We start from the raw sequence: 15351 nt of genomic DNA on the forward strand, positions 1-15351 counted from the left end.
GCTGTCGGCATCGCGTCGGATTTGCGTCGGCAAAGCGTCGGACCCTTTAGCGGTTTTTGCCCTGTTTAATGCAGCGCACGGTCGAAATGTGAATGTCGCGTTAAGGATTGACGCATGGTGGGTTTGCACCCACCCTGCGGGTCATGGAGCAGAGTTTTTCACGGCGGAAATTGCTGACACCGGCGGAGCTGCGCGCCCTGTCGGAACGGTCTGATCTGCGCGGCGCGTTGCAGATGACGAGCCATGTGGCGGCAATTGTGGCCGTGGCCGCCCTGCATGCTCTGGCCATCGGGACGTGGTGGGTGCTGCTGACCGGGCTGGCATTGGGCGTGTTGCTGAATTTCCTTTATGCCGCCCAGCATGAATTGTCCCATGCGACGGTGTTCAAAACCCGCAGGCTGAATGAGCATCTTGGCCGGATCATCGGGTTCATCCAGCTTTTCCCCCGCGATTTCGACCAGATCATGCATTTCGCCCATCACCAGTATACGCAGGACTGGGAGCGGGATGGTGAGTTGGTTCGCGAGCCCTATACGCTGGCCACTTACCTGATGTGGCTGAGCGGAGTTACCTATTGGCGTAACCGCGTGGTGGGCACCATCCGCCGGGCAAGGGGCATCATCATTGAGCCTTACATCCGCGCCGAGGAAGAGGCCAAGGTGATCCGCGAAAGCCGGTTGCATCTGGCGGGGTATGGGGTGATTGCCCTGATTTCGGTCTGGCTGGGAAGCTGGGCTGCGCTGACATTCTGGCTGATCCCCATGGTGCTGACCAAGCCGATCCATCAATTGCAGAACACGATTGAGCATCTGGGGCTGTCCCATGAAAGCGACATCATGGAAAATACCCGCTCCACCCGTGCCAATGCCCTGCAGCGCTGGCTGTGCTGGCAGATGCCATACCATACCGCGCATCATACCTTCCCCGCCGTGCCGTTCTGGAAACTGCGTGACCTCAATGACCGGATCGAGGCGAAGGCGGGCACGGTGCATCGCATGGGCTGGATCGAGTTCCAGATCGAGGTAATCCGCAAACTGATGGCCAAGGATGAAAGGCAGTATCCGATGGATGAGGTCTGGGTCATTCCCCGCGCTGGTGGTCGGGTCAGCCGGATACCGGCGGAGTAAACAGGGAACCATTCGGGCCACATGCCGTTGATGACTGGCACTGCTACGATGGATTGATCTATGCCTGCATCAACCGAAGACGCCCTGTCCGCCCCCAGAATCGAGCCCTTGCTGCTGGCCTTTTGCGGGATTTTGGGCCTGATCGGCAGCGTTGCCCCGACCGGCGCGCTGATCTGGGCCAGCCTTGTGGCCGAGCATGATTTCCTTGCCGATACCGTCAGCGATCTGGGCCGCGGACCGCACCGCTGGATCATGGATAGCGGATTTTTCATTAATGCCGCGTCATTGCTGGGGCTAGCGATTGGTTCGGCACATATCCATGCTGGGACCAAGCGCTGGACCGCCAGTATCCTGTGTTTTGCCTTGCTGGCCTTGGTGATTGTCGCGATTGGCTTGTGGGATGCCTTTGGTCGCACCGCTGAAACCGATGGGATGAGCGTACACACGCGGCTGACATTCCTGCTTGGTCCGCTTTACCTGATCGGGCCGATTCTGATGTGGTATTCCTTTCGCGACACGGCACCGTCGATGGCCCGTCTGTTTCTAATCTCTGCGCTGTTATGGGCGGTTTTTGCCACCGCCTTTAAGCTTGCCCCCGACTGGATTGATGGCGGGCTGGAGAAGCTGGCCATCGCCGCGACCTTGTTGTGGACCGTGCCGTTTTCCAACTGGATGACCCGCCGGGCTTTGCAGGCGAGATCAGAGGTGAATTAGTTTTGCATTGCGTGCCTTGCGGCCCTGCGTGACAGTGCCTGTGGCTAACATGGGGGCAGCGCATGCGGCGATTACAGGTTTATACCTCGCTATGGGCGATGCAGCCGCATGACCAGACGGCGGTGAAGCTGCCGCTGGACCAGGTCTGCGAAATGGTTGCGGGAGCAGGCTTTGACGGGATGGCGATTGATCTTGGGGCGTCCGATGTCGCGGTCGCCCATGCGGTGCGTCCGCATATGGAGGCGCAGGGGCTGACGCCGCTGATAGTGGCCTTTCCCAAGACGATAGAAAGCCTTGAAGACACGCTGCATATGGCCGCCGATTTTGGCGCGCCGTTTGTGGATGTGATCGGGCAGGTGATGCCGATTGCGCTGGATGATATGGTGCCTGTGATCGAGACATGGATCGCGATGGCGGAGCGCATTGGTGTACCGGTGCAGTTTGAGACGCATCGCAACTGTATCTCCAATGATCTGTATACGACCCTGCAATTGCTGGACCGCATTCCGCAGATGCGGATGTGTGCCGACCTGTCGCATTATGTGGTCGATCGGGAGTTCTGGTTTCCCTTGTCCGACCACGACATGGGGCTGATGAGCCGGATATTGCAGCGATCCGACAGCTTTCAGGGGCGTGTGGCATCCCGTCAGCAGATTCAGTTGCAGTTGGACTTCCCGCAGCATCAGAAATGGGTGGACTTGTTCAAGGGCTGGTGGCGCGAGGGGCTGGCCGATTGGCGGGCGCGGAATGCGTCGGGCGATTGCATCTTTGTCTGCGAGCTTGGTCCGCCGGAATATGCCATGACCGATGCGCAGGGCCGCGAGATGTCAAACCGGTGGGAAGAGGCGCAGGTGATCATGCGATGGGTGCGCGCGATATGGGATGATCTGGGGGGCGACGGGTAAACAGCCTTTTGGGCTTGTCTAGGTCCTGTTTCGCGTGTCGTGTGGCGCCATGAAACTCAACGGTCCTTTTCTGTTCATCCTTGCCACCCTGATGATCGACGCCATCGGGATCGGGATCGTGTTTCCGATCATGCCGGACCTGATGGATCGCGTGGGTGCTGCCAGCACCGCCGAGGGCGCGTTCTGGGGTGGCGTGATGATGTCGGCCTATGCCGCGGCGATGTTTCTGTTCGGGCCGATTGTGGGCAGCCTGTCGGATGCCTATGGGCGCAAACCTGTCCTGATCGCGGCCCTTGTCACGCTGACCATTGATTATGTGATCATGGCGATGGCCCAGACCTATTGGGTGCTGCTGGTGGGCCGGGTCGTGGCAGGGATGGCGGGGGCCACCTATATTACCGCGACCGCCTATATTGCCGACATCGCCAAGCCGGAAGAGCGCGGGGCGGCCTTTGGCATGATCGGGGCCGCGTTCGGGATCGGCTTTGTGCTGGGGCCTGCGATGGGCGGGATGGCGTCGGGCTGGCATGTCACGGCACCGTTCTGGATCGCGGCGGTCCTGTCGGCACTGAACGTGGCGTTTGGGCTTTTCGTGTTGCCGGAATCGCTGAAGCCGGAAAACCGCCGCCCTTTCGGGCGGCGTGACCTGAACCCGTTTGGCACGATCATCCGGGCGTTCGTGATCCCCGGCCTGGCCATTCCGCTGATCTGCATCTTTGTCTTTGAGTTCGCCAATATGGTCTATCCGACGCTTTGGGCGTTCTGGGGGCGGGAAGTCTTTGGCTGGGACGGGTTCACCATCGGCCTGACATTGTCGGGCTATGGCGTGCTGATCGCGGGCGTGCAGGCCGGTATATTGCCGCAACTGACCAGGCGGCTGGGCGATTTCAAGACGCTGAAAGTCGCCACCGTAGCCGCAGTGATCGCCATGGTCGGATTTGGTGGGACAGGCGCGGTGTGGGCGGTGGTGGTCTTTCTGCCTATCGCGGCTTTGTCCGACATGGCGCCGCCGCTGATGACGGCCTTTGCCGCCAATCGTGTGGGCGAAGATCGGCAGGGATTGGTGCAAGGGGTGATTGCGTCGCTGTCATCGGTTGCGGCTGTCGCTGCCCCGCTTGCGATGACCGGTGTGTTCGAGCGGTTTGTGAACGGTGAGGGGCTGTATCTGCCCGGCGCACCGTTTTTGTTCGGTGCCATCCTGATCGTGGCGATTGTGCCGTTGATCTGGCGGATGAACAGGCACTGACTGGATAGTGAAAAAGGACCCTGCCATGGGGCAGGGTCAGTGGGATCAGTTATAGCGACACAAGCGAAGACCGGGACAACAGTCTGCCTGCATCACTGGCGTATTCGCCCTGATCCTTATTCTGAAGTCATCGAATTGATCGCAGCACCTGTACCACGCACGGCCAGTTTGCCAGCACCCACGACACCTTTGACAGCAGCGCGACCGACGAACAGCGTACCGTCAACGGTGTTGTCGACGACCTTTTCTGTGGAACATGCGCTCAGGGCGATCATAGCGATGGCAGCGAGGCCCAAAACAGCTTTGCGCGCTACAAATTTTTTCATCTCGTTATCCTTCCCTAGTAAGGTGTCTGGCGTTCATGCCGGTCCTTTCGGCTGCCGAGGCTTATTTAGCCGCTATCATCAGTTAAGAAAAACGAATAAGAAATATATATAAAACGATATTTGCGCATGGATAAAGCCAATGGACATCACCCTGTTGAAAACCTTTCTGGAAGTGGCTGCGACCGGATCGTTCGTGTCGGCCTCTGAACGGCTTTATGTCACGCAATCTGCCGTATCCCTGCGCATCCAACGGCTGGAGGATGTGCTGGGCAAGCCGATGTTCACCCGGTCCAAGGCCGGGGCGGAACTGACCAATGCGGGCCGCGAGTTTGAACGTTATGCCCTGTCGATGATCCGGGTCTGGGAAGAAGCGCGTCAGCAGGTGGCGATCCCGGAGGGGTTTACCCGGTCCCTGACCATCGGTGCGCAGTATTCGCTGTGGCCCCGGCTGGGGTTTCGCTGGATCGACGGGTTGCGCGCGGATATGCCTGATCTGAATATCCGGGCCGAACTGGGGATGCCGGATCGGCTGACCCGGTTCCTGATCGAAGGGATCATGCATGTCGGCCTGCTTTATATGCCGCAGCTGCGCCCCGGGTTGGTGGCAGAGGAGGTGTTGGAGGAGGAACTGGTGCTTGTCGCGTCCTGGCCTGACCCGACGATGGATCTGGATGATCGCTATGTCTTCGTGGACTGGGGCCCGGAATTTGTGAGCGCCCATGCGCTGGCCCTGCCAGACCTGACCAATCCCGGGCTAACCTTTGCGTTGGGAGCGTTGGCTGCCGAGTTCATCGTGAACCGGCAGGCGGCAGGATATCTGCCCGCCCGCTATGTGAAACGGTATCTGGATGCGGGGCAGTTGCATCTGGTCCCGGACGCGCCGCGCTTTCCCTATCCGGTCTGGGCGGTGTGGCGCGAGGACCTTGACCCCGCTATCCGCAGTGGGGCCGCACAAGTATTGGCAAAAGTGGCCGGAGCCGCCGAAGCCGACGGCGAGGCGGTGATCGCAAAGCTGCGTGATATCAGTGAGGATCAAGCGGTAGACGTTATGGGCAAGACAATTGATCCATAATAAATAATCGCTTTAAGCATGATTATTTTGAATTTCCCTTGATGATGATCTGTCCCTAGATAGCGGGTCAGCAGAGATGCTCCCGTTCCCCTTAAAGGGCGGGTCACTTTCTTGGGAAAGGATAGACCCATGACAAAGAACGTCTTTATCATCGCCGCTATCAGCGGTTTCATCGCGACAGCCGTTGCTGCGCAAACCACAACATTCAACAACGAAGATGCATCTGCCGATGCGGTCGAAGATCTGGAAGAGCAGATCGAGGAGGATCGCGAGCGTGACATCGGCCGTTTCGGCAATGAAGGCCGCGAAATCGGCTCTTACGGTTCGCTGGCTGTGCGCGGTACATCCGTCAGCAGCGACGGTGACAACACAACCGATGTCGGCCTTGGCCTGCGCTATGGCACATTTGACGGCATCAATGGCCTCGATATCACCGCAAGCCTGGCCTACGGCGAAGTTGACGGCGAAAAGACAAAGGACACGCTGCTGGCTGGCCTTGATTATCGCCGCGACCTGACCGCGACCTTCTTTGCCTATGGCAAACTGGAAGCCGCCTATGACAATCTGGCCGACAGCGAAGGTGAGTTCACGCAGGACATCTTTGCGGGTGCTGGTCTGGGTTACCGGATCTACAACACTGCCGATACGCAGTGGTCGGTTCAGGCTGGCCCCGGCTACCGTGCCGCAAAGCGTGTGACATCGATGGAAGGCGACCCGCGCGAGACCGAGGATATCTCTGAAGCGGCTGCTTCGGTATCGTCCAACGTGTTCCGCAGCCTGACCGAGACGACCTATGTCACCAATGACACCGACGTGATTTATTCGGAAACTGCGACCACCGTCACCAACGAGTTGGCGCTGAACGTGGCAATGACAGATACCCTGTCGCTGCGCACCAGCTATACCACCAACTTCAACAGTGAATCCGATGACGACCTGTCGGACGCTGTGAACACGCTGGGCGTGTCGGTGATCTATAACTTCAACTGATCATACGATCAGCGTTCCCAAGCACCTGAGAGCATGATCAGGGAAGAAGGGGGTGGCCGTGAAAACGGCCGCCCTTTTGCTTTTGTGAAAGATACGTTGATTACGGCAGCAGGACGCTGTCGATCACGTGGATCACGCCGTTGGAGGCGATGATGTCCGCGGTGGTCACGTTGGCGTTTTCGACTTTTACGCCATTGCGACCGTCGATGTGTACGTCCGCCCCGTTCACGGTTGCGACGCTGAGCCGCTGACCGGCGAGTTGGTCAGAGGTCACCGCACCCGGCACGACGTGATAGGTCAGGATCGCGACCAGCTGATCCTTGTTTTCAGGCAGCAGCAGGGTGTCGACGGTGCCAGCTGGCAATGCCGCAAAGGCAGCATCCGTTGGCGCGAAGACGGTGAAGGGGCCATCGCCCTTGAGTGTCTCAACCAGACCAGCGGCGGAAACGGCGGCGACCAGCGTGTTGAAGTTACCGTTGGAGGACGCGATGTCGACGATGTCAGGTTCTTTTTCCATCATAGGCGTACAGGCGGCGACAACGGCGACACCTGCGGCAAGAATGACTGACTTCAGTGCAAAACGACGATTCATGGGGAAAATCCTTTCAAGTCCCTGTTAACGAGTTTGTTACGGGGCGCATGGCAGGATGGTTGTGCTTCTGACAATCTATTGATCTGGCGGAATATTTTGATCCGAAGCGGGCCGGGCGACGTAACGGCGCACCCGTCAGCCTTCGTTGCAGTGCCGCCGGAATGACTGTTTCAACATGTCCAGTTCATTGCGCAAGAGCGCGACCTCGGCCCGGATATCTTCGGCCAGCGCCTCGCCCGAGAGCAGCATGAAACTGTCGAGCACATTGCCCTGCGCGTCGCCGATGATGAAGGTCTGCACCCCGTCACTGATCAGGCGTGCCGGGATCGGAATGCTGACATGCCAGATGTCCTGATCCGCATCATGGGTGAGCGTGACCCCGGCGATGGTCTCACCAAGATGGGTCACCTGCAGGTCGGGCTGATCCGCCCCTGCCCCGGTCAGTTCCCCTTCCCAGACCCCGGCGAAAAGGCGCGTTTTGGTCAGCGTCATTTTGGTCATTGGCGAGCCCTTTTTTGCTGCCTACATCTCGGCGCGGGGATATCTGCAGACGTTCAGATCGCGCAGGGTGATCTTATTCATCTGCGGATCTTCGAACATCAGGTCGATCCACATCCGCTCTGCCCGTTTTTCATTGAGCTGGCTATAGGCGAGGTCGAATTCGACGGCTGTTTCAGCGTCGTCATCCGGCAGTGTGAGCAGGATTTGTTCGGTGTTTGGTCCATTTTTGACGTTCAGCCGGGCCAGTATCCTGATGGGTTTTTCCCGGTCTATCGTGGCGGCCAGCTGGATCAGGTGCTGCTTTTTCAGACCGGCGCAGACCCCGGTCGGCAGGTCAAGAACAAGCGACAGGAAAGTCCCGTCAAAGCGAAACACCTCAAGCGTGACCCCGAAGGCCGCAAGGTCGTGATCCCGCGCATTACGCACCTGCCGGAGCGAGATTTCGCTGGTTCCACAATCGTGGAAGATCGTCAGGTCCGGCCCGAGGCTGGATTTGTTCAGGGCAGGTGCGATCCCTCGTTTGGGTAAAGCGCCCCGCCACAATTGCGGCCGCCAGGACCAGTCCGTGCCTGCCGGGCGCGCGAATGTATTCGATCCGATCCGGGGCAAGGCCAGCCGGGTATCAGCGATATAGGTCAGTTCCTGCAGTGGCGTCCGCAACTGCCGCGCTTGCTGGCGGTGGGTCCGCAGTATCGCGATGTCAGCGGTTGGGGCGGACCGTGCTGCAGCCGTCCACCGCGCCAAGGCGCGCTGATGCAGGAACCTGCCGATAATCCCATTGGGGTTGAACGCCATGAATGTCCTTTGTCCCGTCCCGATCTGGTGCCGATTGTGTCAAACACCTGTAAAGAATGAAACAATCTATAGCGTCGATGTTTCATCCGGCGCGCCACCGCCGGTTGCAAGCAGCCCGTTGACTACAAGGTTAAGGAGCCAGTTCCCGGTCCCGTCCCGCAGCGGTGCGGTGGCCAGCCCGCGCACGGCGACTGTCACCAGCCGCCCGTCAATATCGGTGAAGGCGCGCCATTCTTCGCCCTGCAACCCGGCCATTGGCGGTTCACCCTCATCACTGAAATGCACCGTCACCGTGTTTTCGCCTGTCACCGCTTCCAGCACCCTTATTTTGTCCTGACTCCCATCAGCGCTGAGAAGAACCGCCCCTGCATCCGATTGCAGCAATGTCAGCAACGCCTCTTCCGATCCGATCACGGTCCCGCTGTCCGGTGGGCCGACCTGAACCGTCGCCACCCCCAGCACGTCGGGCACCCTGTCCCCCGCCCCGAGCGATGCGCATGACGACATCACCGCAAACCCGTCAGCGGGTTTGCTGGCTGATGGGTCCACGCAATAGCCTGCGGGCGCGTTTGCCGTGATCTCGCCTTCGACAAGCGAAAGCGACTTTACCGGTGTCACTGTTGGCGTGCAGGCGGTGATCGCCAGACCGCCCAGCGCGCCTAAAACAAAAATCCGCAAGATCAGAGATCCATATAGATGTGTTTTTCGTGCTTGGCGCCGGGATGGGTCACCGCCCCCAGACGCGCACCGCCCACAAGCTGCGCATATTTCCAGAGCGCGCCGGAGGCATAGATCGTCTCGCGCGGGCCTTTCCAGTTGTCCTTGCGGATGTTCAGTTCTTCGTCGGTCAGATCGACGGTCAGTTCCCCTGTGATGGCGTTGATGGTGATCACATCGCCATCCTGCAAAAGCCCGATGGGTCCGGCATGCGCCGCCTCTGGCCCAACATGACCGACACAGAAGCCCCGGGTCGCCCCGGAGAACCGCCCGTCGGTGATCAGCGCGACTTTCTTGCCCATGCCTTGCCCGGACAGTGCTGCGGTGGTTGCCAGCATTTCCCGCATCCCCGGCCCGCCGGATGGCCCTTCGTTGCGGATGACCAGTACCTCGCCTTCCTTGTAGCCGCGTGCCTTGACCGCCTCGAACGCGTCTTCTTCGCATTCAAATACCCGGGCGGGACCGGTGAAGACCTGTTCTTCCTCGGACATGCCCGCCACTTTCACGATGGCACCTTCGGGGGCGAGGTTGCCCTTAAGGCCCACAACACCGCCGGTTTTGGTGATCGGGTTGGCGGCAGGGTAGATGACCTTGCCGTCCGCCTCGCCTTCGATCAGGTCAAGCTCTTCGCCCATGGTCCGGCCAGAGGCAGTCATGCAATCCTCGTGGATCAGCCCTGCCTTGCGCAGTTCCTTCATCACGACAGGCACGCCGCCGACCTCATAAAGGTCCTTGGCCACGTATTGTCCGCCCGGTTTCAGATCGACGAAATAGGGCGTGTCATGGAAGATGTCGCAGACGTCAAAGAGGTCGAAATCAATTCCAGCTTCATGCGCGATGGCAGGCAGGTGCAGGCCCGCATTGGTGGACCCGCCGGTGCAGGCCACGATGCGGGCGGCGTTTTCCAGCGATTTGCGGGTGACAATATCGCGGGCGCGGATGTTTTTTTCCAACAGGTTCATGACCGCCTCACCGCTGGCCTGAGCGTATTGATCGCGGCTTTCGTAGGGCGCGGGTGCCCCGGCGGAGTTCATCAGGGCAAGGCCGATCGCCTCGGAAACGCAGGCCATGGTGTTGGCGGTAAACTGGCCACCGCACGCCCCCGCAGATGGGCAGGCCACTTTTTCCAAGGCGCGCAGTTCTTCGTCCGAATTCGCCCCGGCCTGATGGCGGCCCACAGCCTCGAACACGTCTTGGACGGTTACGTCGCGCCCTTCAAACCGGCCGGGCATGATCGAACCACCATACATGAAAACCGATGGTGTGTTCAGACGGACCATGGCCATCATCATGCCCGGCAGGGATTTGTCGCAGCCCGCAAGGCCCACGATAGCGTCGTAGCAATGGCCGCGCATGGTCAGTTCAACGGTGTCCGCAATCGCGTCGCGCGAGGCGAGCGAGGAGCGCATCCCTTCATGCCCCATGGCGATGCCGTCGGTGACGGTGATGGTGGTGAATTCGCGCGGCGTGCCGCTGGCGGCCTTGACCCCCAGTTTGACCGCCTGCGCCTGACGGTTGAGCGAGATGTTACAAGGTGCGGCCTCATTCCAGCAGGTGGCGACGCCGATAAATGGCTGGGCGATGTCCTCTTCATCCAGACCCATGGCGTAGTAATAGGACCGGTGCGGCGCGCGCGCGGGCCCCTGGGTCACGTGGCGGCTGGGTAGATTTGTTTTGTCGGCCTTGCCTTTGAGCATCTGATCTTCTCCCGGAAACTGTTGGAAACGGGTCTAAATAGTGCCCCCTCGTGACGCAAGGTGGAACTGTGGTTGCCTGTGTGGCATCGGGGGGCCATGTTGGCCGTCATGTCTGACCCTTACGGCCCCCTGACCCAATTTGCCCGCCCCGCAGCCAGCGTGACCGATCTGCGGTATGTCATTCTGGTCAGTGCCGTCTTTGTCGGCGCCTTTCTGGTCACGCCAGCCCTGATCATGGCTGTGCTGCCGCTGTCCGGGCAGATCGCGTTTGAAGAAGGGCGCACTGCGTTTGGCACATGGTTGCAGTTCGCCATGTTCGCCGTCCCGGCGTTCGCCTTTCTGTGGACGCTGCGGCGGATGCATGGGCGCGGATTCTGGTCCCTGATCGGTCCGACCGATGCCGCGTGGTTTGACCTGCGCCGCGTCGTGGTCGCCCTGATCGCCATCCTGTTTGTGGTACAGATCGTGGTGCCATGGGGCGGCGCAGGCATGATCGTGGAAATACGGCCCCTGATCAGCTGGTTTCTTTTGCTGCCATTCGCCCTGATTGCACTGCTGATCCAGGTCACCACGGAAGAGATGGTGTTTCGGGGTTATCTGCAGCAGCAATTGGCCTGCCTATCAATGAACCGCTGGGTGTGGATGGGCATCCCGTCGCTTTTGTTTGGTATCTGGCATTACTGGAACGGCAATACCCCATTGGAAGGGTTCGTCTATGTTGTCTGGGCCACATTGCTGGGCGTCGTCTGCGCAGACCTGACCGCCCGCACCGGCACGCTTGGTGCGGCCATTGGTCTGCATCTGACGACGAACTTTTTTGCAATCATGCTCTTCGGGATTCAGAACCGGCCACATTCGGGCTTTGCACTGGTCTTGTTCGAATATCGTGATCCTGAGGAAGTCAGCGCGTTTATTGCCGAATTTGCGGTAATCTGGGTTGTCTGCACCCTCATCATGATATTTTTGACGGTGCTGATCATGTGGCTTGCCGCCCGGATCGCGTTGCGTCGCTAAGGCCGAAGGAAAGAGCATGCGCCAGACCGTCTTTGCAGAGCCTTTCGAGCAGTTTATCGCCCCTGCGCGGCGTAAGCCTGCGGTGTGGCGTATTATCGTGGGTTTCGTGCTGATCGCGGCGGTTTACATAGGCGTTGTGGCGGCCGCGCTTGGAACGCTGAGCTTTCTGGACGAGTTTGACCCTGAAAGCGGGGCAGCGTCGCTGGGGTTTCTGCTGGCCACGTTCAGTGGTGCCACGCTGGGTGTCTGGGCCGCCGTCAAATGGCTGCATGGCCGCAGTTTCGGCACGGTTATTGGCCCGCTGCGCCCGGCCTTGCGCCATTTTGGCGTGGCGGTGATTGTTGTTTTCGCCGTGCAGGCGGTTCTATTGGTGATCTGGTCCGTGCCGTTTGATGCCGTGTTTCAGCGCAGCCTTGGCAGTGTGTTGATCCTGCTGCCTTTGGTGATCGTGCTGACCTTGATCCAGACAAGTGCCGAAGAGTTCGTGTTTCGCGGCTATCTGATGCAGCAGATGGCCGCCCGTTTTCAGTCGCCCTGGGTCTGGCTGCTGGTTCCGCAGGCGGCATTTGCGCTGCTGCACTATGATCCCGCCACGATGGGTGCGCTGACATGGCCGGTGATTGCGATCATCTTTGTCTATGCGCTGATGTGGGCTGATCTGGTGCGTGTGACCGGCAATCTGGGGGCTGCCTGCGGCTGGCATTTTGCCAATAACATGATCCTGTTTGCTTTCGTCAGCCCGCAGGATGCGATGTCGGATTTTGCCTGGGCCGTGGCCCCTTATGCGGCGGCGGATACGCCGGTTTTCCTGTTTGTTCTGGATTTTCTGGCCTCGGTTGTCTGTTGGCGGATACTGCGCCACCGCTTGCGTCCCTGATTGCAATTGCGCCCGTCGCGGCATATCTCAAACCCGTTAACGCAAAAGGCCGCCCCATGAACTGGATCACCAACTACGTTCGCCCCACGATCAACTCCCTGTTTTCGCGCCGCGAAGTGCCCGAGAACCTGTGGACCAAGTGTGACGCCTGCGGCACAATGCTGTTTCACCGCGAACTGGCCGACAATCTGAACGTCTGCACCAATTGCGATCACCACATGGCCATTGGCGCCCGCGACCGGCTGCGGTCGATCTTTGATGGCGGCGTTTTTGTTGAGGTTGAGGTGCCTGAGCCGGTAGTTGATCCGCTGCATTTCCGGGATCAGAAACGCTATACCGACCGGATTAAGGAGGCCCGCCGCAAGACAGGCGAAAAAGATGCCATGCTGGTCGCCGAAGGCGAGATGGGTCGTACACCTGTGGTCGTCGCCGTGCAGGATTTTTCCTTTATGGGCGGGTCAATGTCGATGTATGTGGGCAACGCCATTGTGGCCGCAGCCGAGCGGGCGATTAAGCTGAAGCGTCCGTTGATCCTGTTTTCCGCCGCCGGTGGCGCCCGCATGCAGGAGGGTATTCTGGGCCTGATGCAGATGCCGCGCACGACCATTGCCGTGCAAATGCTGAAAGAGGCGGGTCTGCCTTATGTGGTGGTGCTGACTCATCCGACGACGGGCGGTGTGACCGCATCCTATGCCATGCTGGGTGACGTGCAGATTGCCGAACCCAATGCCCTGATCGGTTTTGCCGGTGCCCGCGTGATCGAACAGACCATTGGTGAAAAGCTGCCTGAAGGGTTCCAGCGCGCTGAATACCTGCTGGATCACGGGATGCTGGACCGGGTGACCAAGCGCACCAATCTCAAGGACGAGTTGGTGACGATCGTTCGTTTGCTGATGAAGCAGGATGCCCCTGTGAAAGGCGATTTGCCGCCGCCCGAGATTACATCGGAGGCGACCTTGCAATTGGAAGACCCGCTGCCGCCGGAAAAGGCCAAGTGACCGCACAATCGGACGTTATTCTTGAACGGATGGTGGCCTTGCATCCCAAGGTCATGGATCTGGTGCTGGATCGGGTGTGGCGGCTGTTGGCGGCTGTTGGCAATCCGCAGGACCGGCTACCGCCCGTCATTCATATCGCTGGCACCAACGGCAAGGGATCGACACAGGCGATGATCCGCGCCGGGCTGGAACAGTCTGGTGCCAGGGTGCATGCATATACCTCCCCCCATCTGGCGCGGTTTCACGAGCGTATCCGACTGGCGGGTGAATTTATTTCCGAAGACGCCCTGACCGAGGTGCTGGATCGCTGTTATGCCGCCAATGGCGGCGAACCGATCACCTATTTCGAAATCACCACGGTGGCAGGCTTGCTGGCCTTTGCCGAGACAACGGCGGATTACACGCTGCTTGAGGTCGGATTGGGGGGCCGGTTGGACGCAACCAATGTAGTGGCCAAGCCAGCCTTGACGGTGATCACGCCTGTTGATCTGGACCACCAGCAATATCTGGGTGAGACCCTGCCAGAAATTGCCGGTGAAAAGGCGGGGATCATCAAGCGCGAGGTGCCTTGCGTTGTTGGTCCGCAGCATGATGCAGCGCTTGAGGTGATCGAAGAGCAGGCGGCGCGATTGGGTGCGCCGCTGCTGGCCTATGGGCAGCATTGGCATGTCACGACCGAGCGCGGGCGATTGGCCTATCAGGACGAGCGTGGATTGCTGGACCTACCATTGCCGAACCTGCCCGGCCCCCATCAGATCATGAATGCAGGTGCTGCCATTGCCGCCCTGCGCGCCTTGGGGCAGGACGAGGTGGCATGCGAGGCCGCCGTCACCCGTGCCTATTGGCCCGCCCGGATGGAGCGGCTGACCAAGGGCGTGCTGGTCGATCTGGCTGCCCCAGCAGAGCTGTGGCTGGATGGTGGCCACAACCCGGCGGCGGGCCACGCGCTGGCCGCGACCCTGAAGGAGCAACCGAAACGCCCGACCCATCTGATCTGCGGTATGCTGAACACCAAGGATATCGCGGGGTATATGGCCCCGCTGGCCGCGGTGGCCGACAGCCTGCACGCGGTATCCATCCCCGGTGAGGCGAATACGATCCCGGCTGACAAGACGGCAGAGGTCGCGGCAAGCGTTGGCTTGGCGGCGACCACGGCCTCATCGGTGCGGGATGCCATCACGGCAATCACCAAAAAGTCGCCAAATGCCCGTATTCTGATCTGCGGATCGCTGTATCTTGCAGGGCATGTGATGCGAGAGAACACGACATGATACGCGGATTGACGACGGCACTGGCCCTTTTTGCCACCAACGCGCAGGCGGCGGATTTTTATTTTTGCTGGAAGGGGGCCAATGACTACACCATGACCGGTCAAATGACGATTGAGCCCAGCGCGCTGAACAAGCCTGTCGTGACAGAGGCGGATGTCACCCGGTTCAAGATCGCGGGCTATCAAGAGGGGACCTTGCTCGGAAAATGGGATATGGCGACACGCGATGCCAATGACAGCTGGACCTTGTTTTTCAACCCGGCCCGCAACGCGTTCATGACCCCAGGCGAAATTGGTCTCGGCGTCAGTCAGGCGTGGAACGCCAACGGCAATGCCGATGACTGCGGGAATCCGGGCTTTGGTTTCAATCTGGGGAATTTTGCGCAGGATTTCTGCCTGAACGGCGTCTGGATCGAGGAAAGCGGGATGCCCCCCGAAACCCCGTTTCTGGTCAGCCCGATCCCCGTTGATCCGCTGTGCCGGGTCTACGCCCCCGTCAGTTAGGAACAT

The 15351-nt window shown here is 59.8% G+C and carries 17 protein-coding genes; 11 read left to right on the forward strand and 6 right to left on the reverse strand.

Features of this window, described 5'->3' with window-relative positions; genetic code table 11:
* The first annotated feature begins 143 nt into the window (after nucleotides 1-143).
* The 4 genes from ACFWW2_RS10415 to ACFWW2_RS10430 all read left to right on the forward strand — a co-directional run bounded on the left by ACFWW2_RS10415 (nucleotide 144) and on the right by ACFWW2_RS10430 (nucleotide 3992).
* The gene (locus ACFWW2_RS10415) at nucleotides 144-1127 is read left to right on the forward strand and encodes a fatty acid desaturase (protein WP_393927961.1); all 984 of its coding nucleotides are present in this window, start codon (nucleotides 144-146) and stop codon (nucleotides 1125-1127) included.
* Nucleotides 1128-1187: 60 nt separating this feature from the next.
* Nucleotides 1188-1841: a DUF998 domain-containing protein gene (locus ACFWW2_RS10420; RefSeq protein WP_393927962.1), complete on the forward strand. Its 654-nt coding sequence runs from the start codon at nucleotides 1188-1190 to the stop codon at nucleotides 1839-1841.
* Nucleotides 1842-1903: 62 nt separating this feature from the next.
* Nucleotides 1904-2746: a sugar phosphate isomerase/epimerase family protein gene (locus ACFWW2_RS10425; protein ID WP_393927963.1), complete on the forward strand. Its 843-nt coding sequence runs from the start codon at nucleotides 1904-1906 to the stop codon at nucleotides 2744-2746.
* A 49-nt stretch (nucleotides 2747-2795) separates the two neighbouring features.
* Nucleotides 2796-3992, forward strand: coding sequence for an MFS transporter (locus ACFWW2_RS10430; protein ID WP_393927964.1), 1197 nt, complete (start codon nucleotides 2796-2798; stop codon nucleotides 3990-3992).
* Between the two features lie 116 nt (nucleotides 3993-4108).
* Here ACFWW2_RS10430 and ACFWW2_RS10435 read toward each other — a convergent pair whose 3' ends face one another.
* On the reverse strand, nucleotides 4109-4318 hold the full coding sequence (locus ACFWW2_RS10435; RefSeq protein WP_393927965.1) for a hypothetical protein: 210 nt from the start codon (nucleotides 4316-4318) through the stop codon (nucleotides 4109-4111).
* 139 nt (nucleotides 4319-4457) lie between these two features.
* Between ACFWW2_RS10435 and ACFWW2_RS10440 the strand changes: the two genes are divergently transcribed.
* Together ACFWW2_RS10440 and ACFWW2_RS10445 are read left to right on the forward strand one after the other, a co-directional pair.
* Complete coding sequence (locus ACFWW2_RS10440; protein ID WP_393927966.1) at nucleotides 4458-5390, forward strand: LysR family transcriptional regulator; 933 nt, start codon at nucleotides 4458-4460, stop codon at nucleotides 5388-5390.
* Between the two features lie 129 nt (nucleotides 5391-5519).
* The gene (locus ACFWW2_RS10445) at nucleotides 5520-6380 is read left to right on the forward strand and encodes a YdiY family protein (protein ID WP_393927967.1); all 861 of its coding nucleotides are present in this window, start codon (nucleotides 5520-5522) and stop codon (nucleotides 6378-6380) included.
* Between the two features lie 100 nt (nucleotides 6381-6480).
* Here the strand turns inward: ACFWW2_RS10445 and ACFWW2_RS10450 are convergent, their stop codons facing one another.
* From ACFWW2_RS10450 to ilvD, 5 genes are all read right to left on the reverse strand, one after another.
* On the reverse strand, nucleotides 6481-6972 hold the full coding sequence (locus tag ACFWW2_RS10450) for a fasciclin domain-containing protein (protein WP_393927968.1): 492 nt from the start codon (nucleotides 6970-6972) through the stop codon (nucleotides 6481-6483).
* 135 nt (nucleotides 6973-7107) lie between these two features.
* Nucleotides 7108-7473, reverse strand: coding sequence for a hypothetical protein (locus ACFWW2_RS10455; protein ID WP_393927969.1), 366 nt, complete (start codon nucleotides 7471-7473; stop codon nucleotides 7108-7110).
* A gap of 21 nt (nucleotides 7474-7494) precedes the next feature.
* Complete coding sequence (locus tag ACFWW2_RS10460; protein ID WP_393927970.1) at nucleotides 7495-8268, reverse strand: DUF6478 family protein; 774 nt, start codon at nucleotides 8266-8268, stop codon at nucleotides 7495-7497.
* Between the two features lie 66 nt (nucleotides 8269-8334).
* Nucleotides 8335-8946, reverse strand: a complete 612-nt coding sequence (locus ACFWW2_RS10465) for a dihydroxy-acid dehydratase (protein WP_393927971.1) — start codon at nucleotides 8944-8946, stop codon at nucleotides 8335-8337.
* A gap of 2 nt (nucleotides 8947-8948) precedes the next feature.
* Nucleotides 8949-10682 carry a dihydroxy-acid dehydratase gene (gene ilvD / locus ACFWW2_RS10470; protein WP_393927972.1) on the reverse strand — a complete coding sequence of 578 codons (1734 nt, stop codon included), beginning with the start codon at nucleotides 10680-10682 and terminating at the stop codon, nucleotides 8949-8951.
* 108 nt (nucleotides 10683-10790) lie between these two features.
* Here ilvD and ACFWW2_RS10475 point away from each other — a divergent pair, with 108 nt between their 5' ends.
* Genes ACFWW2_RS10475 through ACFWW2_RS10495 form a run of 5 tightly spaced genes read left to right on the forward strand, consistent with a single transcriptional unit; the run spans nucleotide 10791 to nucleotide 15345 of the window.
* Nucleotides 10791-11696, forward strand: a complete 906-nt coding sequence (locus ACFWW2_RS10475) for a type II CAAX prenyl endopeptidase Rce1 family protein (RefSeq protein WP_393927973.1) — start codon at nucleotides 10791-10793, stop codon at nucleotides 11694-11696.
* A 16-nt stretch (nucleotides 11697-11712) separates the two neighbouring features.
* Complete coding sequence (locus tag ACFWW2_RS10480; protein ID WP_393927974.1) at nucleotides 11713-12573, forward strand: CPBP family intramembrane glutamic endopeptidase; 861 nt, start codon at nucleotides 11713-11715, stop codon at nucleotides 12571-12573.
* Nucleotides 12574-12629: 56 nt separating this feature from the next.
* Nucleotides 12630-13571: an acetyl-CoA carboxylase, carboxyltransferase subunit beta gene (gene accD / locus ACFWW2_RS10485; RefSeq protein WP_393927975.1), complete on the forward strand. Its 942-nt coding sequence runs from the start codon at nucleotides 12630-12632 to the stop codon at nucleotides 13569-13571.
* 29 nt (nucleotides 13572-13600) lie between these two features.
* The gene (locus ACFWW2_RS10490) at nucleotides 13601-14842 is read left to right on the forward strand and encodes a bifunctional folylpolyglutamate synthase/dihydrofolate synthase (RefSeq protein ID WP_393928161.1); all 1242 of its coding nucleotides are present in this window, start codon (nucleotides 13601-13603) and stop codon (nucleotides 14840-14842) included.
* Entirely contained in the window at nucleotides 14839-15345 is a 507-nt protein-coding gene (locus ACFWW2_RS10495; protein ID WP_393927976.1) for a hypothetical protein, read from the forward strand. Before ACFWW2_RS10490 ends, ACFWW2_RS10495 begins: the two co-directional genes overlap by 4 nt.
* Nucleotides 15346-15351: the final 6 nt, after the last annotated feature.

Source organism: Yoonia sp. R2-816, assembly GCF_046762905.1.
GTDB lineage: Bacteria > Pseudomonadota > Alphaproteobacteria > Rhodobacterales > Rhodobacteraceae > Yoonia.